Here is a 23,641-nt window from a genome sequence, read left to right as displayed (position 1 = left end):
TTTCTTAAACTCTGCCATAACGATCTTGTAAGCGTTCAATATCATCTTCTTCCAAATAGCGACCCGATCTGACCTCAATCATTTCCAAATCGATTTTGCCGGGGTTTTCCAACGTATGGACACTGCCCGCAGGAATAAAGGTGGACTGATTTTCAGATAAGAAGAACTCTTTATCATCAACGTTAACTTTTGCCGTCCCGCTCACGACCACCCAATGTTCAGCACGGTGGAGATGACGTTGTACTGACAAGCCTTCGCCTGGCCGCACAATGATCTTTTTCACTTGGAAATGCGGGCCGCTGTCGATGTCGCAAATTTTGCCCCAGGGGCGATAAGAGGCTGAATGCTGGCGGAAATGATGAAGGTTTCGCTTTTTAAGCTCATCGACGACTTTTTTGACATCCTGCACTTTGTCTTTATGAGCAATCAGTAGAGCATCACTGGTGTTGACCACAACCAGGTTTTCCAGCCCGATGGTCGCCACCAACGCGGACTCAGAGGAAATGTAGTTATCATTGGAATCGATCGAGATAATTTCACCCACGTTGACATTACCCAAATGATCCTTCTTTGACACTTCCCACAATGAGGACCAGGAACCAACGTCACTCCAACCCGCATCAATAGGAATCACCACCGCGTCATGCGTCTTTTCCATCACCGCATAGTCGATGGAGTCACTCGGGCAGTGTTTGAAGATGTCTTGCCCAACCCGGATAAAATTCATGTCGCGTTGACTGTTGCTCACAGACTGCTGGGTTGTGCTGAAAATTTCAGGACTGAACTGCCGTAGTTCCTGCAGGAACTTGGCCGTCTTGAACATAAACATACCGCTATTCCAGCTGTAATCACCGCTGGCGAGGTATTCAACCGCTTTCTCCAAACGCGGTTTCTCAACGAACGAATCAACTTTGAAACATGCATTGGAAAGGTGCTCGCCACGCTTAATATAGCCATAGCCCGTTTCAGGGTGCTCAGGGATAATGCCAAACGTGACCAGTTGGTTGTTTTCTGCAAACGAAATAGCCGTCTGAATAGCCGCGTGAAAATTACCCACTTTGGTGATCAGATGGTCCGCTGCCAGCACCAAAAGCATACTCTCTTCGTCTCCCTCAGCAGCAAGATGAGCGGCTAACGCCACTGCGGGGGCGGTATTACGTCCTACGGGTTCTAAAATAATATTGGTCGCTAACTGTCCAATTTCACGTAATTGTTCGGCAACTAAAAAACGATGTTCCTCGTTGCAGATGACCAGAGGAGCGGCAACTTCAATGCCAGCCAGGCCCGACAAACGCTGTAACGTCTGTTGCAGCAGGCTTACGCCACTATCATCAATAGACAAAAACTGTTTAGGAAACGATTCACGCGACATCGGCCATAGACGACTCCCAGTACCGCCAGCCATAACCACAGGAATTAGTTTGGACATTATCTACCCTTTACTCAGAATCATGCTTATAACGAAGACGCCACACCTCAGCGGCACCATCATTCTAAAACTCATACGATCGTCAACCAATCGCCGCGCTTTTACTAAAAATATAAATTTCTCTAACCTACTGCCCTTTAACGGGAATTATGTGTAGAAATAAGCTAGGTTAGCAAAAATACGAGAGCAATCACGAGCCGATAACATAACGTATTAACGCAAAAAAGAGCAGCTTAGTGCTGCTCTTTCAGATTAATGCTCATAGAGAATATGTTGCTAGCTACTGCGGGCGAAATACTGCGCCACGCGCAGCACATCCTTCTCGTCCAACGTGCCGGAGTCGCTCAGCAGGGTAATCCAGGACTTAATGTAGTTGTACTTGGCAGAGGCCAGATCGCGCTGGGCGCTATAGAGCTGCTGTTCGGCGTTGAGCACATCGACGTTGACGCGCTGCCCCGCCAAAACACTCTGCCGGGTCGCCGTCACCTGCGTAGTCGCCGACTTCACCGCCAGCTCGTAGGCCGCCAGCTTGGCGCGGCTGCTGATGCACAGATTGAACTGTTTGCGCAGATCGTTCAGCGTCGTGCCAACCTGCGTGTCCATCTCGGCCATCGCCTGGCCGTAGCGTGCCGCCGCCTGCCGCGTTGAGGCCGCCACGCCGCCGCCGGAGTAAATCGGCAAACTCACCTGCACCCCGATACTGTCGGTGCGATATTTCTGGTTAACCGTGTTGTCGCTGCTGGAATCGTTCTCCGAATGCGAAGCATAGAGTTGCACACTCGGCATAAAGCCGGCGCGGTTTCTCTCTACCTCGTATTTTGCCGCATCGACGCCGTGGCGCGAGGCGGCCAGCACCGGGTTATTCTCCAGGGCGATCTTTTGCCACTCTTCGAACTTCGACGGGATCAGCGGTGCCACCTGGAACTTGCCTGGCCGTAAGACCTGCAGCTCATCCAGTTGATTCAACGGCACGCCGATGATCACCTCTAGCTCGCGCTGCGCGGCATCCAGCGCGTCGCGCGCCTCGATCACCTGCGCCTCGGCCAGGCTGTAGCGCGCCTGCGTTTCGGAAACGTCGGTCAACGTTCCCTCACCCGCGCTCATCAGCCGATCGTTCAACGCCAGCTGCTCTTTATAGGCCGCTTTTTGCGCCTCTGCCAGGGCGATTTGATCTTTGGAATAGGCCACTTCGACATAGGCGCTGATCACCCTCACCGCCAGATCGAGCAGTTTGCCGCGGTAGCGTTCATCCGACATCATCGTCTGCGCCACGCCGCCTTTGTAACGCGCATAGGCCTCATAATCGAACAGCGGCTGCGTCAACGTCACCGAGCTGGAGTAGCTGCGGTACTGCTGACGACGCGTCGCTTCCGTAATGTTGCCAAAGAAATCGCTTTGCGGGTACTTCTGCGTTTGCCAGTTGCGCGGCGAATTCTGGTAGTTCAGCGATACCTTCGGCAGCAGCCCCGCCCTGCCGATATTTTCGTTCTCATCTCCCGCTTCTTTTTCTTTTATAGCCGCCCGGAAGGTCGGGTCCTTTTCTAATGCCAGCGAATATGCGTCTAAAATCCCTATCGAATAAACCGGCGCAGACATCGCAAACAAAAGGGTGCCGATAACCAGACCGGCAGCCTGTCGTTTTGAATGAATCAAAATTATTCCTCGGTTAATGAAGTATGAGCGCGATCCAAAATAGGTTTAAACAGATAGCTCAGCAGCGAGCGTGACCCCGTTTTCACGAACACTTCCACCGGCATCCCCGGCTTGATGTCCTCGCCACTGAGCATTTTCATGCCCTCCGGCGAGACCGTGACCTGCATCTGGTAGTAAGGTTCGCCATTGGTTTTGTCGACCAGACGATCGGCGGAAACCAGCGTGACCGTTCCCGGAATTTTCGGGGTTTTGTTTTGGTTGAAGGCGGTAAACATCAGATCCACCGGCAACCCGTTGTACACCTTATCGATCAGGTCGACTTTGAGGCGAGAATCCACCACCAATGTCGCCTGGCTGGGTACCACGTCCATCAGGTGGTCACCCGCTCCCACGACGCCCCCCTGAGTGAAGATATTCAATCCGACCACGGTGCCGTCCACCGGTGAGGTGATAGCGGTGTTGCCCAGATCGAAATCGGCCATTTGCAGCTTGTTGCGGAACTCGCTGGCGTCCATTTGGGTTTGCGCCAGCTGCGTTCTGACCTCGCGCTGATAGTCGGCAAAGCGCTGATCGATGCGTTGCTGAGATTCCTGCAGCTGCTTTTGCAGTTGGCCAATCCGCCCGACGGTTTCATCGATGCTGCTGTTCACCTCGGCGAACTGGCGCTGAATTTCCAGATAGCGGTTGCGCGGCAGGTAACCGTCCGCCGCCAGCTGTTTCATGCTGTTCATCTGCTCACGCAGGCTGGAGAGTTGGATCTGTTTGTTGGCGCGTGAGTCCTGCAGGCCTTTCAATTGGAAACGGATCCCGTCCATCGACTGCTTATAACCGTCAATTTCACTTTGCAACCCTTGGCGGCGGGAGGCGAACAGCTGCGTCTGCAGCGCAATGATCTCCGCGACACGCGGCTGATCCTTAACCTGAGCGAAAACAGGGGAAAAAGTGACCTTGCTCAGACCGTCCCGTTCAGCCAGCAAGCGCCCTTCGGTCGCCAGCGTGGTGTAATACTGATCGCGCAGCGAATCGACCTGCGCCTGTGCCTGCACCTGGCTCAGCTGTACCAGGACTTCGCCGGCTTTCACCTTGTCGCCGTCTTTCACCACGATATTTTTGATGATGCCACTGGCCGGTGCCTGCACCGTTTTACGGTTGCCGGAAACGGTTACCGATCCCGGAGACGCGACCCCTTTGTCCAAAGGTGCAAACGCCGCCCAGGCCAAGAAACCGAACACGCCCACACCCAGCGCCAACCACCCGAGACGGGTATAACGGCGCTCATCCAGCGGGATCTGTTCTGAGTACGAGTCATTCGGCTCGCCAATATGCGTAGACATACCAACTCCTTTGACTGCCGGCGACGCAACGGCGCCGCCAGGCCAGTTCACGGCTTAATTAATTTGAGTTTTAGGAACATCGCCTTCATCCGGCTCGGAGTTCACCGCACGCACCGCCTGCGTAGGCACCTGCGCTTTTTGCGCATTCGCCAAGGCCTGCAGCACCTGCTGCGTTGGGCCAAACGCATTGACGTTCCCGTTAACCAGCAGCAGCAGCTTGTTGGTCATCGCCAGCAGATTGGTGCGGTGCGTAATCAGGATCACCGTCTTATTTCGCTGTTTAAGGAACGTAATGGCCTGGTTCAACGCCCGCTCGCCGGCATCGTCCAGATTGGAGTTGGGTTCATCCAGCACGATAAGAGAGGGATCGCCATACAGCGCGCGCGCCAAACCGATACGCTGTTTCTGTCCACCGGAAAGCCCGGCGCCTCCGCTGCCAATAACCGAATCATAGCCATTGGGGAAGCGCAGAATCAGCTCATGTACCCCGGCCAACTTGGCGGCCTCGATCACTTTCTCCGAGTCCAGCTCGTTGAAGCGGGCGATGTTCTCCGCGATGCTGCCGGCGAACAGCTCAATATCCTGCGGCAGATAGCCGATGTAAGGCCCCAGCTCGTCCTTGTTCCACTGGTAGATGTCGGCGTTGTCCAGCCGCACGATGCCTTCGCTGACTGGCCAGATGCCGACCAGCAGGCGCGCCAACGTCGACTTGCCGGACGCACTTGGCCCGATAATCCCCAGCACGTCTCCCGGCTGAATGGCGAAGCTGACGTTATGCAACACCGCGCTCCCCTTCGAGCCGGGCGGCGTCGCGGTCACCCCTTCAACGGAAATCACCCCTTCCGGGCGCGGCAGCGACATGGCGGTACCGCGCGGCGGATGCTGCTCCAACAAACGCACCAGGCGCTGGTAAGCCAGCTTGGCGGAGCTCCAGCTTTTCCAAACGTTGATCACCTGCTCGATAGGCGCCAACGTGCGCCCCATCAAAATGGAACCGGCGATCATCATGCCCGGCGTGATGTGCCCATCGATCGCCAGCCAGCCCCCCAGGCCCAAAACCAGCGACTGGAGCGACAGACGCACAAATTTCGTGATCGACGTGACCCGTGATGCCCGCTCGCTGGCGATACGTTGGCTGTTCAGGAAGCGCTGATGCAAACTGAACCAGCGCCCCTTCAGGTTGGGTAACATCCCCAACGCTTCAATCACTTCGGCATTACGCAAGTTGGTGCTGGCCAGATTGCCCGACATGATTGAAAGCCGGCTGGCATCCGCCAACGGTTTCTTCGACACCACTTCGTTGATCACCGCCAGGGCGATCAACAGCAAGGAGCCCACCAGTGCGAACAACCCCAGCCAAGGGTTAAACAGGAAAATCACCAGCAGATAAATAGGGAACCACGGCGCATCGAAGAAGGCGAACAGCGCACTGCCGGTCAGGAATTGACGCACGTTGGTCAGATCGCTCAGCATCTGGCCGGCATCGGAAGAGCCGTTTTTTAAATTCGCCTCGTAAGCCGCAGTATAAATGCGCGTATTGAGCCGCATATCCAGCTGGCTGCCGATACGGATCACCACCATGCTGCGCACGTATTCCAGCAAGGACATCATGCCGAACATACCCAGCATGATCAGCGTCAGCATTAACAGCGTGATTTCATTGCGCGAAGGCAGCACCCGGTCGTAAACCTGGAGCATATAGATAGAAGGAACTAGCATTAATAAATTAATAAATGCGGTAAATATGCCAACGGTCCAGAAAACCTTGCTGCGAGTCCGTATAACATCCGCAATTTCGTTGCGCGGGATAAATTGATTCACGTTCTACCCTTACATCATGTGTACTGTCAGTCAAAATCCGCATTGGACTCTTATAAGGAAAATCCTAAAAAGGGAAAAATAAAATAAATCCTAAATAACCCCCACCCCAGACATGCTCGAGACTGCAGATACTTTTTCTAACTATAGGTAGAGAAAGTGGATATCAGCAAGGCCGTAAGCAAAAAAAATCGCCTCACGAACCACAGAAAAAAACAAATAAAAACAGCGGGGTAAATAACAGACAGGGCAAAGCGAGCTTAGTGCGAAAGGGAATAAATTAGAGATAATGACGTAGTTCACAATTTTCAAAGAATACGGGGTGTTTACACACCCCGTATTATTTATTGACTAACAGTTTCAATGGGAATTATACCCCACAGGAACGCATACTTAGGCGTAGTGCAGAGTATCCACCAATTGCTGGTGGTTTTGCCCAGTCAGGTATACCACGGTATCGTTGAGGTCCAGCGTGTGGTTATCGTTGTTGTCGATAATCACATAGGAGCTGGCGGTATTGCCGCCACCGCTGAATACAACGGATGCCACACCCACTTTCGCCGTCAGGGAGTTGCTGCTATCCAGACCGAGAATACCGCCCAGCAGGCCGATAACGCCATTGGTCAAACCGCCGACCAGTGTCCCCAACAACGCATCCAACGTGTCGGCAGAGCGCGTACCGTAGTTCGCTACCGCGGTGCCGCTGGCGTTATCGGAGATAGTCAGGCCGCCATGGTTGACGTCGACAATCGAGTCCTTGAGGCTATTAAAGTCCTTGATGGTCACACCCGACTGCGTGTTACTCGCCTTGATGTTATAGGTGTTGGCACCTGCGCCACCGGTCAGCGTGGTGTTGCCAATAACGCCCAGGGTATCGGCAGCACTGGAGCCTTCTACGGTCATCTGGTAACCGTTCAGGCCCAACGCCGTCAACACCGGTGCCAACAGGTTGGTGGTAATGACGCTCAGCGGCAGAATGTTCAGCAATTGAACGATGATACCATCACCGGTACCGCCATGGCTGGAGTCGAGATTCAGACCCGCGGTGTTGGTGGACGCATTGATATCACGAACGTTGCTGAAGCCGCTGCCCAACGTCAAGTTCAGCGCATGGTCACCGGTCACGTTGACGGTCTGAACCTGCGCATTGGTGCCAGCCAGGGACAGAATGTTGCTGAACGAGCCGGTACCGCCGGAAGCCACGTTCACCGTCGTCAGCGCGGTGCCCAACAGCGCACTGCTGCTGCTGTTCAGGCTGATGGCGCCGGCATTCACGTTCGCCGAGCTTACCGCGTCGAAGTTGATGTTAAAGTGGTCGGTGGCGTTTTGGACGAAGGTGAAGTTCAGCGTACTGGCGGAGGTCGCGTCCCCTTTCACTTCCAGCTGTGCGGCGTTACCGCCGGCAGCGTTGATGACGTTGACGTTAGCCAGGCCGGAGATCACGAACCCTTGCGCCCCCAGGTTGGTCGCCGCCGCGTTCTGGGTGACCGTACCGCCCGTAGTCCCTTCTACCGTAGACGTGCCGTTGGTCAGGCCAAAGTCGAAGGTGTGGGTTGGCGTAGTGACGCTGGTGGTGGTCGGTGAACCAATCAGCGGTGTCGTAATCAGCGTACCGACAGACTTACCGATATAGCCGGTCAGGTCGATCTTCTCGAAGTTCGAGAAGTTGTTGGCGTTGCTGGTCACGGTGCTGGTGCGAATGCCCAGGGCGTTCTGGTTGGTCACGACGGTTTTGGTGATGAAGTTGGCAGAGATGGAGTCCGTGCCGGTACCGCCGTCAGCCTTGACGGTATTGGCAACGGTATTCGCACCGCCGGAAACCGCGTTACCCGCCCAGTGCAGGCTGTCATTGCCGGCGCCGAGGTTAAACTGTGCGGTACCGGTCGCGATGTTAGCCGTCGAAGTCACGACCACGTTGTCTGAACCGGAGCTGGCGTTCAGAATGACGTTGCCGTTGTTGACAGTCACCGCCACGCCAGGGTTGACGCCGTTATCAGACAGATTCACCGTTGCCGCGCTGGTGCCATTGATGGTCAGGTTAGCCAGATGATCGGCGAACTTCAGGTTGACCAGGCTGGCGGCGTTGGCATTCAGTACAGCGTTAGCAAGTACAGCGGTTTCAGCATTACTCAGGGTATGACTAGCACCAGTATTTACAGTACCAGTAGCATTCCCTCCCCCAGATGTGACTGAAAGCGTGGCCGCTGTTTTGTAAAGTAAGCTGCTACCAATATCATACTCGAAAGCATGTTGTTGAGTAACAGTCGCATTATCAGTTGCTACTGATGTGCGGAGGTCATTAATAATTGCACTGACGATTAAGGATTTGTTTGCCAACCCGCTGTATTGGGCCAACTGAGCCGCGGTCGAAGCCGTGCCATGAACAGCTGTATATACATGCTGAACAAAGTCGTTACCGGTGAGCTGGGCTCCTTTACGCTGAAACTCGGAAGAAGCTAAAAGCGTGCTGATTAAACTATTAAAGGTTTGACCTGCTGCAAGGCTTTTCGAATAAGGATCAACACCAGATGCATCAATATCTCGGCCTGGGACAGCTAAATAAATCGAAGAAACTTGTTCCTGATAAGCCAATCCGGCAAGTTGTCCAGGGCTATACACTGTAAGCGCACCATTAAAGTGGGCCTGAGCAGCCGCATCGGAAGAAGCAACTGTGCCTTTCAATGAAGCAATTACCTCCAGGGCAACCTGAGCTCTTGTTGTACCTGAAGATAATTCACTCAGATACTGATTTAATTCAGTCTGAGTAGGCGAACGCTGATAACCATTAGTGAAAAGACGTGCTACAAAGTCACTATTACTGATTCCGGATAGATACGTTCTTGAACTTATTATTGCAGCAGCAACATCAGAAACGGTTTGAGCGCCAGACGCAATAGCCGCACCATATGTATTTAAAGCATCGGTTGTTGTACCCATGCCAAAAACGTAGAAAAGCCCTTGAACATCAGCGGCACCAGGAGCTGCGGCAGCATTTACAGAAGGATAAAGAATAGTATTAATGGTATTCGTAAAAGAATCTTGTGCGGCAAGTTGAGTCGCATCAAAACCGCTGTAATTCAATACATTATTAATAACAGAAGACAAGATAACCGGGAGAGAGCCTAGCGAAAGGAGGCTAGATAACTCGGCGGCAGAAGGTGCCTGTCCATAAACAGTTGTATAAATAGCCTGAACAACGTCTGACGTTGATTTCCCTTGATATAAGGCCACTCCTTGTGAAGAAGACAGCAGATTCTGAACATATGCGCTGCTAGAAAGAGTACCACTCTCAAACTGCGCCCCAACTTGATCAAAAGCAGAAATAGTAGCTTTAGTCCCCAATACGGCATAAAGAATAGCTGCGGCTTGTTGCTGATAAGCTAACCCCGACATAGAATCCCCCTGCGAGATATAGGTAAAACTGTTAAGAAGCCATAAAATAAACAAAAAGAGATGCCACAAAAGATGAGATGGCAACCAAGGTGAGTACAGTTCATAGTTTTAGCATTGTCAATGCGAGCAAAAAGAAATTAAAATAACCTGAATATACAATAAGTTAGGTTAGACCTGAAAAAATAAAAAAACAAAATAATTTTCGTTGAAAAAGTTTAATTAGCAACAGTATAAAAGAGATTAAAGCCAAAAAATGAATTAATTCAAAGAGATAGAATTGGATATTTAAGAGAAGCCCATGAGGAAAAAGCGGAGATATTGAGGTGTATAGGATTTTTTACCTAAATAAATTTTCTCGAGGAGATTAAGATATGGTTTCTGATATGGTAACTAAACTAGGAATGAAAAGTGGTGTTTATAATAAAATCTCATGTAAAAATACAAACACCACGGTATACCCTTATGAAAAATGGAAAGATTAAAATTAACTAAAAATTAAGACTTTTCATCTTCCTGGTTTTGAACCAACTTGACGCAAGCTTCCATTCAAAAATAAGAATTGAAACACAGTAGAACAATATGCCTAAAGCCACTTTTAGAATAAGTGCGGTTATACCTTCCATTGAAAAAACATCAATATAATCAGATATAACCATCAAAAGTATTGCCATCATCGCAGCCGCTAACAGTGGACGAATGATCACGGAAAGAAAAGAAATAAAGCCCCCCCCAATTTCTTTTACAGCCAAGTACATATTTGGCACAAACATAAAAACGTTTGCGATAAGATAAAGTTTAATGAGGACAGCAATGCTAAATAGACCACCTATAACGAATGCCCCTACCTGCAGGATAGAGTTATACAAGGAAATCTTTAGAAGGAGATCCGTCCTCGCTCGAGACATGAAAACTGAGCCCGTAGTACTTACCATAGACTGCATTATGGCAACCGGGGCCAACCAAATTAACATATCGGCTACCATGGTCCATTGTGCGCCAAAGACAACAAGCACAAAGTCATGACTTACCACTGCCATCCCCAACATCAATGGAGGAATGACAATAGCTATCGTTTTAATAACTTTAAAATAAGTAGAAACAGCCTCAACGTTATTTTCCTGCAGTCGACTTAATACAGGATAAAGAGAGCGCGTTAGTACAAATGTTATGTTCTGTATTGGAAATAGCATTACCCTATATGCAAGAGAATACTGGCCTAACACAGCTGAACTAAAGGAACGACCGATAATTATTTGATCTGAGTTTCGTGAAAAATAATTTATAAAATTAAAACCCACTAAATTAGAACTAAACCTGAAAATTGACCGAACATCATCAAGTTTGAATCTAAACTTAGGCAACCATCCAGAATAGATCCAAAAACCCAGTGCGCTTATTATTGCATACAATACAGTTTGAATAACTAAGCTGTAAACACCCGCTCCATATATGACAAAAAAAACAGCCATAACAAGGGCCAATATCGAGGCAGTAATTTCAACCACAGCTGTCTTATTAAATTTTGACTCTCTCTCAAGTAAAGCAAGATGTACTGCTGTCATACTATTGATAGGGAAGGCAATCGCTACTATTTTCACTGTGTTTGCCAGCTCCGGCTCTTTGAAGAAGTTAGCTATAACACCAGAGAGTGAAAAAGCTATAATAAACAAAAAAAATCCCAGGGATAAGTTGAGAAAAAAAACACTACATTTAAGGCTGTCGGTAAGTTCATCTCTTTGTATTATAGCCGCCGATGAACCCATATCCCGTAAAACATTTACGAAGTTGACAACAATCAGCGTCATCGACATTACGCCTATCTCTCCAGGGGTCAAAAACCTAGAGAAGATAATCATGCCTAAAAGCTGACAAACGACTTTTATCAATTGAGATATGGTAACCCATTTGACGTTATTAAATAACCCCATGAGGCCCTCTTGGATACGAAAAAAACTTATCAGTGATGGCAGAAATAAAGTATAAAGACACTAAATTAATCAATTTTTCTTTCCATGGAAAAATAAGAATCAATCTTACGCATAATCTGATCATTGTTAGACAGAGAAACACCAAAATAGCCAAAAATCAAATTCTTAACCTTTACCATAAATTTAGAGAATCCTTTAGTCTTAAAAATAATATTATTTGTTTGGCTCAGCGCATCATTAGAGTGCTGAATTTCCATGACATGTACGAGCGCTTTAGGGCAAGTAACAACCTTACTTCCCGATAGTTCAAGTAACTTGCTAATCCAAAGATCATCAGTACGCGGAGCTATATTGATAAATTCGTGATTACTTATGAAGGATTCAAGCACATGTTCCTTTTTGAGAACACATCCTCCCACACCGGTAATAATAAAATCATTAGACATCTCCCTTTCGGAAAGAGAGACTGCATATCGATTATAACTCTGGTATCGTCCAAATAAATTCTTATTTTTAATTCTGACTCTGGCCGCAACAACAGCCTCACCATTAAATCTATTAAAAGTAGAAACTAATGTCTTTAACCAACACCTACCATATACGACATCATCATCAGCATAAACCAAAATGTCATCTTGAGCACACTCTGCCAATGCAGGAAAAATCTTCCGGTAGGGACCAGTGTTTTCGACATACTTAATATTAATGATTTTTTTTATATTATTTAATTTTTCATACCACTCAGGGAGATTATCTATTCCATTATCAGCCATGTAAGCATCATGAGATATGTATAAATCAATTCGGTCGGGCAACAACTCTTGATGAATGAGGGACCAAAGAGTAACCGCACATAAGTCTAATCGTCCAGATGTTGTCGTTAAATTAACAACCAGCATAAAGTCCTCTACTTAACATTCCGTGATAATTAATAAACGATTGATTTTTTATCTTTGAATAATTCATATTTTTCGTTTATATACTGTGCCATTTCTTGCTTGAACCTGGTCGAAGAAAATCTCATCGCATTGTTTCTGCAAGCGTCAGGTGAAACAGCATCAACATGATTTTCAAATTGTGAGACCGCATCTACGATCGAAGCAATAGTTTGCTCTCTAAAGAAGAAACCCGTGGCATTATCAATGCCATAAGGTCGTACTGTCTCTAAGGAACCACCTTTTCCAAAAGCAATCACAGGCGTACCACAAGCCTGCGCCTCAACAGGCGTGATACCGAAATCCTCTTCAGCGGCGAAAACAAAAGCTTTCGCATTTTGCATATGTTCTTTCATAACATCATTACTTTGATAACCAAGAATTTCGATGTTTCCACTTGCTTTAGACTTTATCTTTTTCATTTCTGAACCATCGCCGATGACAACTAATTTTTTATCCGGCATATGGCTAAAAGCCTCAACAATGAGGTCCATTCTCTTATATGGTACCATCCGAGAGGCGGTAAAATAATAGTTATCTTTTTTTGATACCAGAGAAAAACGCTCCACATCTACGGGCGGATATATTACATCAGCCTCACGGCCATAGACCTTTTTTATTCTTCTTGCAATGAATTTAGAATTAGCAATAAAATGGTCAACTCCGTTTGCAGTTCGATAGTCCCACATTCTAATTTTGTGGAGTAAGAAACGGGCCAACATGCTTTTAACCCCTTTCCTCATACCTGACTCGTTCAAATACTGATGCTGCAGATCCCAAGCATAACGAATTGGTGAGTGCACATAGCTAATATGCAATTGATCGGGACCAGTAAGCACTCCCTTTGAGACTGCATGGCTGCTAGATAATATTACATCATGCTTAGAAACATCTAGTTGCTCAATGGCAAGTGGCATAAGTGGCAGATAGGTTTGATACTTCTTCTGCGCGAACGGTAAGTTTTGGATAAACGTAGTTTTGGCTTTTTTATTATTAAAAAGCTCTCGTGATTTATCGGAGAGAAAATCAACAACAGAATAGAGCTCTGATTCAGGAAAAATATCAATAAACTCTGAAATAACCTTCTCAGCACCGGCATAACTGACCAACCAATCAGCAATAATACCGACATTTAAATCCTTTGACATAACAAACCCTTAAAACCAGTAATTAAACTTCTATTAAAAAGCAGTATTAATAACTTTCTTCAATGTTATTCACAAGAGCGATAACTTTTCGAGCAGATTGTTCCCAAGAAAATCTGCGCACATTCTCAAGACCGAGTGAAATCAATGAGCTACGTAAATCTGAATTTTCAATAATTCTCACCATTGCATCACTAATATCCACACAGCTATCGGGATTAAAATATAATACGCTGTTACCAAGAACCTCAGGGATAGCAGCCTTATTTGATGCGATAACAGGGCAGCCAGACGCCTGAGCTTCTAGAGGTGGAATGCCAAACCCTTCATAAAAAGAAGGAAAAATAAAAGCCAGAGCATTCTGATAGAGTCCTGCAAGTTTTTTATCATCGACCCTACCAATAAACTCTACATTATTAGAGTATTTGTTCCGCTGGTACTTTGGTTTTGAAAATATAGGGGAAGTGGCGCCGATAATTTTAAGTTTTATAATATTACTGCAACTCACTCTCTCCATTGCACTCAAGAATGCGTCCAGCATCCCATGGAAATTCTTATGGTAATTAGGGGAAGAGACAGCCAGCAAATATACTTCCTGATTATCATTGTGCTCTAAAATTTTTTTTTGCTCAAACAGAACATTGGCTGAGTTATAGATAACAGATATTTTACTTAGCTCTGTTTTATATGCTTGATTTATTTCAGACTTTGAAAACTCGCTAACAGTAATAAGATGTCTTGATCTTTTCACCATTAAAGGAATGATCAGTTTATAAAAAAAACGAACGATTTTGAGTAGCTTCTAGGATACCTAAGATATGATACATCATGATGAGTGACTATTTTATTTTCATAGAAAACAGGCCCAGTACTTCCTAAATTTAACAAAAGAGGATTGTCAAGTTTTTTGAGGAAATTAGGTAACTCAATCTGCTCCCACAAGGGGCCCGAGAAACGGCCGATAATCTTAACATTCAATTTTTCTGCTGTGCCAAGCCTCAAAATTTCAGGAGGACATAAGAAGCATATATCTTTCTTTAAACGAGAAAGTTCTAGAGAGATCATCTCTGCAAACCGCTGCACACCAGTAACTTCTTGTGTTAAAAACCGAGCATTAACATATAGCATCGAACGGCCTCTGAAGCTTGGTAAGATTTACTATTGCCAACATCAATCAAAAAAAACTGACACATAAAGATATCATATGTCCACGCAAATTGCTCTAACGTCAGGCGGAACATCAAATAACGAGAGAAAGCAATATTTTGCATTCACTATTAATAGTTACTTTTAAAATACTCTTCAGTGTCATTTGCCATGTTAGAGAGCGAATCATATACTCGTAATGCTATACTCAATAGTAACACAATTGGAGCTAGTCATGAGAAAATCGTTGCTTCATGTAAACATCTTAACTGTGCTGGGATTAAGCCTCGCATGCAGCACTGTATACGCCTTCGAATTGGGTATCGGGGTTCATCCAGCGGAATTCAGTGCACCTACAGAAAACTATGTAAATCTAGCAAAACAGTATGGGTTTAACTCATTTAGAACCGACTTTAGCTGGAACAGCACTGAAAAAGAAAAGGGAATATACTCAATTCAGGGCCCACTTGAAAAAAGTAATGAGCTGTTACAAATAATCAGTAAGGACAAATCAACAACTGCACTGCTTGTGCTGGACTACGGCAATGAGCTATATACTCCATCAGGCTATCCATATTCTCAAGACCAGATCAATGCCTTCGCAAATTATGCTAACTGGGTTTCTCATCATTATAGAGATAAAGTGAGATACTATGAAATATGGAATGAATGGCTGCAAGGAACAGGTGTAAAAAAAAATTCAATCCCACCAGAAGATCCTTTAGTTTACACGGCATTAGCACGAGAAAGCTATAAAAGAATAAAGCAAAACGATCCTAACGCAATAGTTATGGTTGGCTCAATAAACCCTACTATCCCAAAATATATGACATGGCTTGATGGACTAATTGACAATGGCATCTTGGATTATTCTGATGCCATCTCAGTCCATGCTTACTCAACAAGAATTTCAACCCCTGGAACTAAACCTCCGGAAAGGGGAATTGAAGAAATAGAAAAAGTTGAAAAACTTATTGTTAGCAAGACCGGCAAGCCTAAAGATATATATATTAGTGAGAATGGCTACCCTACAATGTATAATGTTAAGGACCTATCTCAAGACGGTGTTGCGCAGAATATAATAAAGTTCACTATGTTAGCCAGAAGTAAACCTTATATCAAAGGACTTTGGTGGTATGATCTCATTGACGATGGCAGCAATAAGGATGAACCGGAAAATAACTATGGTTTCTTCAGTACCACTAACACACCGAAAAAATCTGCTGTTTCAGTAAAAGAACTCGCAAGAGTTGTTAAAGATGATTCCTATCGTTTTACAGAAAGTGAAAGCAGCAAAGGAATTATAACCATATCGATAGTTTCACCGACAAACAAGCAAACACAAATCTCTTGGAGAAAATATCATCCAATCAATGTTAACGAGTTCAATGATTTTTTGACAAGCCTGAGCTCAATGTAAGTCAATACTCAAAGGGCCCTGCCTTGGCAGGGCCTTTCTCTAACTAAAGGCTAAAGGCGATTAATTGCATTCTCTATGATACCCCGAGTTTCTGACCACTGAAATTTCTCAGCCTGCTTATATCCTTTTACCACCATTGAATCGCGAATGTCTGCATTATTGACAATTATTTCAATTGCGCCTGTTATCTCATTTAAATCATTAGGATTAACTAATAAGGCGGCATCTTCTGAAACTTCTGGTAAAGAAGTCGTATTAGAAGTAATAACTGGTGTCCCACAAGCCATGGACTCAATAACAGGAAGCCCAAACCCCTCGTATAGAGAAGGAAAAAGTAAGCAAGTAGCCCCTTTGTACAAGGATGCTAACTCTTTATTTGTTACCTTACCAAGAAATCTTACTCTATCAGAAGCATTATTCTTGGCCAAAATATCAGTCAACTTTGGTGATGAATCACCAGTCAGCAATAATTGATAATCAGAAGATATTTTTGCTTTTAAAAAGGCAAGTAATGCCATATCTTCATTCTTATGTTCCTTTCTATTCCCAACCATAAGAATATAAGGTGATACATTTTTATACGCGACTGCATTTTTATCGAACTCATCTGATACGCCATTTCCAACGACAATAACTTTTTCTTCGTTGGTACCTGACCATTCAACAATTCTTTTCTTGGAAAACTTTGACACAGTAAAAACTATAAGTGCATTTTTACACGCTCTTTTTAAAACGTAGTTATAGTAAACTCTTTTCAAAAAAGAACTGTTTGAATCTATATCAATATGATTCAGGTCATGCACTGTAATAATAGAGCGCTTTGCACATAAAAGAGGTGCGTTATACCCGGGAGAAAAATAATATTTACTTTTATTAACAAGTAAAAAAAGCGTTAACTTCAGTACATCCCATTTCCCCGCTGGATTTCCTGCTAGTTTTATTTCTTCTAATTTTAAATTACTTTTTTGCACTTCTTTAGCAAAGCGGCCTATCCCATGTTCTCCGATCCATCTATTATCAAAGATAAACTCTCTTTCTATCATATAATTTCACTCGCTAATAGCCAATACGATTTTTAATACTCTACATTCTTTCAGCACTGTTCGATTGAATTGCATCATCATAAATTCTTACATACTCTCTCATAACATTTTCACTCGAAAATTTTTGTGAAAATAAAACAGAATTTTCTGATAGCGTGCTATATTTATGACCGTCGAACATTAAAACATTCTGCAACAATGTAACTAGTGAGTACTGATCATCGGCATCAAATACAAACCCAGTTTCGTTCTCAACAATGATTTCAGGGATCCCTCCTCGATTGCTACCTAAGACAGGGACACCAAATGAATTAGCCTCAACAACCACTCGGCCGAATGGTTCATGCCACAATGATGGCGTAATCAGGTAATCTATTTGAGGGAAAAAGTCATTAATCTTGACTGTGCCTATAAATTCAACATTAATTTTTGAATATTTTCTTTCCAAAAATTGTAGGTATTCGTCATCCCCCTTACCGGCCACTAGCAAATTTAGATCTTCTCTGCCTAGTTTATCTAGTGCATTGAGCAGAAACTCAATTCCTTTATTTTCCTCTATTCTGCCTAAATACCCGAAAGTAACCCTGCCGCCGTCTTTATATTTTCTTTTATTCGGCCATGGGGTTCTTTTTATATCAATACTGTTATAGATAACTTCGGATATTTCATTCCTGAAAAAATCGTTTTGAACATGTAATTTCTTAATATACTGGCTAATCCCCACAAACTTAGTAACTTTTCGCGCATCTCTTCTCTTGACGAAAGAAAAAATCAATGAATCAATTGTTTTCGGTGAATGATTTTCCCCTTTGCGAAATAATTTCGCATTAGGATTCATCAGATAGTAATCTCGTGCAGTATGTACAATAGGAAAATTTCTTTGTTTTGCCCATTCCCACACAGCTACAGAAAACCCACAAAGATTATTGGTATGTACGACATCATAGGTTTCGCTGGCAAACCTATTTGTGATTATCTCTAGCATTTTACTGTTATAAATGTCACGTATATGCCAAAATAGCTTAGTTACTCGCCCCTGCACTTCCCTCCAAGGCCAATAAAAGTTCAGCAATGGCAACCTTACTATACTCACACCATTATAATTAACCTGTTCCACATCATTGCTATCATGTAAGGTAACAACGGTAACTTCATCTCCGTTATTACTCAAACTTTCAGCAAGGAGCTGTACTGAGCGCTCTGCGCCACCAATTTGGTATGGGTAATAGAGCGTATTAAAAATGATAATTTTCATTTTAGTTGAATCCAAGTATTGCCTTATATTACAAAGACTATCACTTCTACTTGAGGTAATATAAGAAAGTTTCACCTACCCAAGGGTAGCTAAACCAAAGGTTCATAAAGCTATCATCGCCAGTATCAGGTGAGAAATAAGGCCCTATTTTAAATATTCTATAGACACAATATCCTATTAAGATAATTCTATAGACCCATAATATCCTAAAAAATGCCAAAAACATTAGGTAACCGTTCATAAATGCAACCATCAACATAAGCAATCGATGAGAAACAACAGGAATCGGCGTTAAGACGAAGTAAATGAATGTTCCGTAGAAAAGAAGACTTTTATATTTTTTATGTTCCGGTGAGAAATAGAAAATACCAACAACACACGTTATAAATAAGTACTTCAGGTAGCCAAGTGTCATATCACCTGAGTCTACATCCGCATAAAATAGAAGTTTATATGTTGCAGTTCCAAGCAAGCCTTTCGCGATTATAATACCTATAACGATGTTAAAGAATAACGAGACAAATACTGCTGTGGCAGCAAGTATCTTCTTCCTTCTTTCATTCTCCCCCATTAGAATAGTGAACAAAGGAAATATTAAGAGAGCAGTAACATGTGATGTCGTTGCCAAGAATAGGAATACGTAAAATAGCAGCCACTTTCGCTCAAAATAAAAAGTTATAACGTAAAGCAAAAAAACACATGATATTGCCTGCCTCATATTTTGCGTGGTTACAGCAAATACCAAAAGGGCAAGTGATGATGCAACACATAATGAACGCTTATTTTCACTAATACTCTTCAAACCATACTTTTCAAGCCAAATATAAAACAACCCTAAGCATAAAGCGGTAACTGCAGCCATGATTGGTACTGGCTGAGAAATACCGAAAACGTTATAGATTATTTTAAAATATAGTGGCAGGAAGAATTCAGCCCCCTTAGTGAATTGATAATAAAATATTGTGCTTCCGTGGGTAAGCATATTAAAAACAGGGAAATATATATTGGCAAAGTCATCTTTTATAGAACCACTGGCAATATTTCTTGATGCAAAGACAAACATGCTGCTATACAATATTATTATTGAGATTAATATCCTGAATGTTTTATTACTTCCAAAGTTCAATGCCAAGAATATTATCGGGACATAAAAGCCAAGCACGGGCGAAATAGCCGCAAGAAGTGAGAAAGAGACCAAGAAAAAGGCATAAAATAAGAATTCGAATCGTTTAAGATAACTTTCATTCATCATGCAGCCTTAAGTTATTATTGCACATCATAGCAAAAATGAAAAACATAGCCTTATAGAGTAGTAATTGAGCAGAGTCACAATTCATGGTCTCCTGAAAACTAATAAGCACCATCTCTCTTGACTACAACACCAATAGTTTTAAATAAAATCGCAATATCATTCCACATTGACCAATTTTTCACATACCACGCATCAAAATATACTCGTGTTTCATAGTCAACGTCATTACGTCCACTCACCTGCCATAAACCTGTCATGCCTGGTTTTGCCATAAGATAATAATCTACATCGCCGGCATAGCGCTCCAATTCTTTTTCTATAATAGGTCGAGGCCCAACTAAACTCATTTCACCTTTTATTACATTAAAGAGTTGGGGTAATTCGTCAAGACTCGTCTTGCGAATGAACTTACCCACGGCAGTTATTCTGGGATCATCTTTCAGCTTGAAATCCTTGGCCCATTCAGCTCTAGCTTCGGCATTGTTCTCTAATAGCTCTTGCAATACTTCCTGCGAGTTTACAACCATCGAACGGAACTTCAAACATTTGAATTTTTTACCGTTATGCCCAACTCTTTCATGCCCATAAATGGCAGCACCACCATCTTTTGAAACGAGATAAGCTAAAATGGCCAAAACCGGTGAGAGCAAAACAATTATACTCGTTGCTCCAATAATATCGAAAACGCGTTTGCAAAAGCGTGAAGTCCTTTTCGCCAAATTATTATTCACTCTTAATATCATCACTTCATGGCTAAAGATGAACGACATATCAGTGCCATACAGCGGAACACCACGAAGAGTTGGGATGACGGAAACGGAACGGCAATTATGCGTTGTCAATCTTTTTAACCATTCATCTCGGATTATATTTTCCTCTAACTCTAATGCTACTATAAATTGAGTCGTCGCCGGGTCGCACTGTGCCCATAACTTATCCTCGTCATATACAACAGGAATACCTAATAGTTCTTTTTTTGAATTCGAAGTCGGTGAGAAAAAGCTCGTAATGGCAAATCCCATAACCTCTTCACTTTGTAACGCTGCATATGCATCCCGCGCATTCTTGCCCGCTCCAATAATGACGGTATGTTTTTTCCACAGCCCAATTTTGTTTAGGAAGTGTTTTGTACATGCCCTCGCAAAAGGCACCATCAGCAAAGCAAGAGTCCACGTACAAACCCACACATAGCGGGAAAATTGCCATTTTGAAAAAGCGACGAGAGCCAAATCACAGATGGAAAAAATAAGAAGCGTTCTTAGAATTTCTTTGAGCTCGAACCAGAATGGTTTTCTATATGTATAATGGCGTAACCGCACCCAAAACCAAGTCACACATAATAACGAAAGCATTATATGGGTAAAAAGCCTTGCGGGCATTTCAGTTTCAGGTAAAAAATTATCTATGTCACCGCCAAAAAACTCAACGATAAATACACCAATAAACAATGAAAGATTAAAAAATAAAAAGTCTGATAATGCCAAAGAAATTTTAACTAAATTAGTTTTTTTTGAGTAACTCATGGCACTCATAAGCTTTCCCATCCCTAAATGCTAGATAAGCAGAGACCCTAACAAATCTCTCTTGTTATCTTCAATATATATCTAACTTAAAAATTACAGGGAAATCAAGTGACTACTCTGTATATAGTCGAAGACGGCATTAAATTCATCTAATGCCGTCTTCCGTTTCTCACCAATTAACTCCGACTTTTCTTATCTTCATAGCTATAGTCGTAATAATCATAACCATAGTTATAGTAGTTTATCGCTTTTCTTATTACAGCGTTCAAGATCACACCTTTTATTTCGATGCCATTTTGCTCGAATCGACGGATACTGATATCAATCTCTTTCGGAGTATTGACTTCGAACCTGGCAACGACGAGCGATGTACCGGCATGCTTACCTATAATGGCTGCATCCGTTACTGCAAGGATCGGTGGTGTATCGACCAATACTAAATCATAATCTTTTGATACTTCACTCAGAAGCGTCGAAAAACGCGAGTGCATCAAAAGCTCGGAAGGATTCGGTGGTATCTGGCCTCTAGAGATAAAGTCAAACCCCCCTTCTCCGACTGACTTAATTGTAGATTTATATTCAAGCTTTCCAGATAAAATATCTGATAGCCCATTATTTCCTGCAAGCCCTACTAGCTCATGAGCATAGCCTTTACGCATATCACTATCGATAAACAATACGCGTTGACCAGATTTAGCGACAACTGCAGCCAAGTTTGCACTGATAAATGTCTTACCGATCCCAGGACTAGCGCCTGATATCATTAAGACATTATTCTTCGCTTCCATCATGGCAAAATGCAAACTGGTTCGCAGGCTGCGGATGGCCTCAATGGCCAGATCAGCCGGATTGCCAAATGCTAGCAAGGTATTCGCATCTGTATTTTTCTTTTTACCCTTTATTTTATTAGCAAAATCGAGATCTTTTTTACGTTGCCATTCAGAAAGCGGCACACTTGCATACACATTTATGCCAAGCTCTTCCAATTGTTCAGGGCTTTCAATGCCACGATGAAGGAACGAACGTAATAGTACATATGCAAAGGAGATGAAAGTTCCAAGAATCATACTTACTAGTATGACCACAATTTTCTTTGGTTCTACTGGTTTTGGCTGCACCATCGCTTGGTCAATAATGCGTACATTGCCGACAGTACTGGCTTTTGAAATGCGCAACTCTTGATCTTTATTTAACAACTGCATGTAGACGGCTTGCCCGGACTGAACGTCACGGCTCAATCGCAAGATTTCTTGCTGTGTTTCAGGCATTGCGTTTACACGTTTATTCAATCTGTCTCTTTCTTTTTCCAGTGTATTACGCTTCTCTAAAAGAGCTTTGTATGATGGATGCTCCTTAGTATACAACTTAGATATTTCCGCCTCTTTGAACGTCAGCTCATTCAACTGAGAATCGACAGATACTATAGTGTCCAGTACCGATTTTGCTTCCAGTGAAAGGTCAACAGAGTCTTTTTTCTGTCTGTATTGATTTAGTTTCTCTTCAGCCCCATCCAAACCAGCTCGAATTTTTGGCAGTTGTTCTTTCAAAAAGTCTAAACTTCTCGCATCCTCTTCAGACTTCCGTGCCACATTCTGTTCTAAATAGTTTTGCGTAATAGATTGAAGAGTCTCTCTTATTAAAACAGGGTTTTCACCCGTCATTGACAGAGAAAGAATCCCCGTATCCTTTCCTTTATCAGCTACATCAAGCTGCTCTAGTAAATTATTGACCGCTTCAAGTTCGCTAATCTTATACACTTTAAATTTCGTGCCTACATCAGCACGAATATCATCTACTTGTATAGAGAAATCATCAGCCTTAGAGATAAGCTGACCTATTTTACCTTTAGCAAACTCATCGCCATCTTTACTAAGAGTAAAACTGGAGTCATCACCCACTGTCAACGTAATATAATCACTATCTTCCCAAGATGAGGGGACAGTAAGCTTAGAAATGGCTAACTCACCTGGCTTCTCGCCACTTAATCGCGTAAATCCCTTGCCAAATATCGGGAAATACTTTTCCTTGACGACTATTTGTAAGTTTAATTCATTGACTGTCTTTCCCAGAATCATTCGTGATTTGAGAAGTTCGATTTCTGGAGCCGACTCAGGTTGGCTTGTCGGCAACATTTGACTGATGTTATTCAGCAACGAGTTACCAACACTTTGCTCTACCTGAACTAAAGCATCAGCTTTATAAATTGGTGTAGCGAAAATGCTATAAAGTATGCCTAATGTTAAGAAAATAGCCGTTGTCCCAATAATAAGCCAACGGTTATCTATCGCCTCACCTACAATGCGAGTTAAATCTACCCCATCGGACCTATCGTTACTCGCATTACTTACTTTTGTTTTTTCTGACATT

Annotated in this window: 15 protein-coding genes; 1 reads left to right on the top strand and 14 read right to left on the bottom strand. The window is 43.8% G+C overall.

The genetic code is table 11. The features are described from left to right. Positions 1-4: 4 nt before the first annotated feature. From C3F38_RS10370 to C3F38_RS10330, 9 genes are all read right to left on the bottom strand, one after another. Complete coding sequence (locus C3F38_RS10370; RefSeq protein ID WP_055316575.1) at positions 5-1,429, bottom strand: mannose-1-phosphate guanylyltransferase/mannose-6-phosphate isomerase; 1,425 nt, start codon at positions 1,427-1,429, stop codon at positions 5-7. 276 nt (positions 1,430-1,705) lie between these two features. Further along, a complete protein-coding gene (locus C3F38_RS10365) occupies positions 1,706-3,082 on the bottom strand; it encodes a TolC family outer membrane protein (protein ID WP_055316574.1) in 1,377 nt (458 codons plus the stop codon). Between the two features lie 2 nt (positions 3,083-3,084). After that, positions 3,085-4,416 carry an HlyD family type I secretion periplasmic adaptor subunit gene (locus C3F38_RS10360; protein ID WP_038881050.1) on the bottom strand — a complete coding sequence of 444 codons (1,332 nt, stop codon included), beginning with the start codon at positions 4,414-4,416 and terminating at the stop codon, positions 3,085-3,087. A gap of 54 nt (positions 4,417-4,470) precedes the next feature. Beyond that, complete coding sequence (locus C3F38_RS10355) at positions 4,471-6,237, bottom strand: type I secretion system permease/ATPase (protein ID WP_047728091.1); 1,767 nt, start codon at positions 6,235-6,237, stop codon at positions 4,471-4,473. Positions 6,238-6,627: 390 nt separating this feature from the next. Continuing rightward, positions 6,628-9,627 carry a DUF4214 domain-containing protein gene (locus C3F38_RS10350; protein ID WP_055316621.1) on the bottom strand — a complete coding sequence of 1,000 codons (3,000 nt, stop codon included), beginning with the start codon at positions 9,625-9,627 and terminating at the stop codon, positions 6,628-6,630. A 488-nt stretch (positions 9,628-10,115) separates the two neighbouring features. Further along, entirely contained in the window at positions 10,116-11,555 is a 1,440-nt protein-coding gene (locus C3F38_RS10345; RefSeq protein ID WP_055317748.1) for an MOP flippase family protein, read from the bottom strand. A 65-nt stretch (positions 11,556-11,620) separates the two neighbouring features. Beyond that, the gene (locus C3F38_RS10340; protein ID WP_103767464.1) at positions 11,621-12,454 is read right to left on the bottom strand and encodes a glycosyltransferase; all 834 of its coding nucleotides are present in this window, start codon (positions 12,452-12,454) and stop codon (positions 11,621-11,623) included. A 29-nt stretch (positions 12,455-12,483) separates the two neighbouring features. Beyond that, complete coding sequence (locus tag C3F38_RS10335; RefSeq protein ID WP_055317725.1) at positions 12,484-13,638, bottom strand: glycosyltransferase family 4 protein; 1,155 nt, start codon at positions 13,636-13,638, stop codon at positions 12,484-12,486. A gap of 46 nt (positions 13,639-13,684) precedes the next feature. Then, positions 13,685-14,389, bottom strand: coding sequence for a glycosyltransferase family 4 protein (locus tag C3F38_RS10330; protein WP_369916970.1), 705 nt, complete (start codon positions 14,387-14,389; stop codon positions 13,685-13,687). 627 nt (positions 14,390-15,016) lie between these two features. On the opposite strand from C3F38_RS10330, the gene C3F38_RS10325 reads away from it, so the two are divergent. Continuing rightward, positions 15,017-16,201 (top strand): cellulase family glycosylhydrolase, encoded by a 1,185-nt coding sequence (locus C3F38_RS10325; RefSeq protein ID WP_071934113.1) that lies wholly within the window; start codon positions 15,017-15,019, stop codon positions 16,199-16,201. Between the two features lie 50 nt (positions 16,202-16,251). On the opposite strand, the gene C3F38_RS10320 is transcribed toward C3F38_RS10325, so the two are convergent. The 5 genes from C3F38_RS10320 to wzc form a co-directional block, all read right to left on the bottom strand. Further along, a complete protein-coding gene (locus C3F38_RS10320; RefSeq protein ID WP_071934112.1) occupies positions 16,252-17,244 on the bottom strand; it encodes a glycosyltransferase family 1 protein in 993 nt (330 codons plus the stop codon). A 40-nt stretch (positions 17,245-17,284) separates the two neighbouring features. Next, positions 17,285-18,499 (bottom strand): glycosyltransferase family 4 protein, encoded by a 1,215-nt coding sequence (locus C3F38_RS10315; RefSeq protein ID WP_055317724.1) that lies wholly within the window; start codon positions 18,497-18,499, stop codon positions 17,285-17,287. 46 nt (positions 18,500-18,545) lie between these two features. Further along, positions 18,546-19,751 carry an EpsG family protein gene (locus tag C3F38_RS10310; RefSeq protein WP_080479055.1) on the bottom strand — a complete coding sequence of 402 codons (1,206 nt, stop codon included), beginning with the start codon at positions 19,749-19,751 and terminating at the stop codon, positions 18,546-18,548. A 98-nt stretch (positions 19,752-19,849) separates the two neighbouring features. After that, entirely contained in the window at positions 19,850-21,283 is a 1,434-nt protein-coding gene (wbaP, locus tag C3F38_RS10305; RefSeq protein WP_055317738.1) for an undecaprenyl-phosphate galactose phosphotransferase WbaP, read from the bottom strand. Positions 21,284-21,450: 167 nt separating this feature from the next. Then, complete coding sequence (wzc, locus tag C3F38_RS10300) at positions 21,451-23,640, bottom strand: tyrosine-protein kinase Wzc (protein WP_055316235.1); 2,190 nt, start codon at positions 23,638-23,640, stop codon at positions 21,451-21,453. Position 23,641: the final 1 nt, after the last annotated feature.

It is taken from the genome of Serratia sp. SSNIH1 (assembly GCF_002935055.1).
GTDB classification, from domain to species: domain Bacteria; phylum Pseudomonadota; class Gammaproteobacteria; order Enterobacterales; family Enterobacteriaceae; genus Serratia; species Serratia nevei.
This window is presented reverse-complemented; position numbering and strand designations above follow the sequence as displayed.

Bases quoted from the DNA above. Each gene is read 5' to 3' on its own strand.
- C3F38_RS10370 (WP_055316575.1), bottom strand. From the start codon at position 1,429: ATGTCCAAACTAATTCCTGTGGTTATGGCTGGCGGTACTGGGAGTCGT.
- C3F38_RS10360 (WP_038881050.1), bottom strand. From the start codon at position 4,416: ATGTCTACGCATATTGGCGAGCCGAATGACTCGTACTCAGAACAGATC.
- C3F38_RS10350 (WP_055316621.1), bottom strand. From the start codon at position 9,627: ATGTCGGGGTTAGCTTATCAGCAACAAGCCGCAGCTATTCTTTATGCC.
- C3F38_RS10345 (WP_055317748.1), bottom strand. From the start codon at position 11,555: ATGGGGTTATTTAATAACGTCAAATGGGTTACCATATCTCAATTGATA.
- C3F38_RS10340 (WP_103767464.1), bottom strand. From the start codon at position 12,454: ATGCTGGTTGTTAATTTAACGACAACATCTGGACGATTAGACTTATGT.
- C3F38_RS10335 (WP_055317725.1), bottom strand. From the start codon at position 13,638: ATGTCAAAGGATTTAAATGTCGGTATTATTGCTGATTGGTTGGTCAGT.
- C3F38_RS10330 (WP_369916970.1), bottom strand. From the start codon at position 14,389: ATGGTGAAAAGATCAAGACATCTTATTACTGTTAGCGAGTTTTCAAAG.
- C3F38_RS10325 (WP_071934113.1), top strand. From the start codon at position 15,017: ATGAGAAAATCGTTGCTTCATGTAAACATCTTAACTGTGCTGGGATTA.
- C3F38_RS10320 (WP_071934112.1), bottom strand. From the start codon at position 17,244: ATGATAGAAAGAGAGTTTATCTTTGATAATAGATGGATCGGAGAACAT.
- C3F38_RS10315 (WP_055317724.1), bottom strand. From the start codon at position 18,499: ATGAAAATTATCATTTTTAATACGCTCTATTACCCATACCAAATTGGT.
- C3F38_RS10310 (WP_080479055.1), bottom strand. From the start codon at position 19,751: ATGATGAATGAAAGTTATCTTAAACGATTCGAATTCTTATTTTATGCC.
- wbaP (WP_055317738.1), bottom strand. From the start codon at position 21,283: ATGAGTGCCATGAGTTACTCAAAAAAAACTAATTTAGTTAAAATTTCT.
- wzc (WP_055316235.1), bottom strand. From the start codon at position 23,640: ATGTCAGAAAAAACAAAAGTAAGTAATGCGAGTAACGATAGGTCCGAT.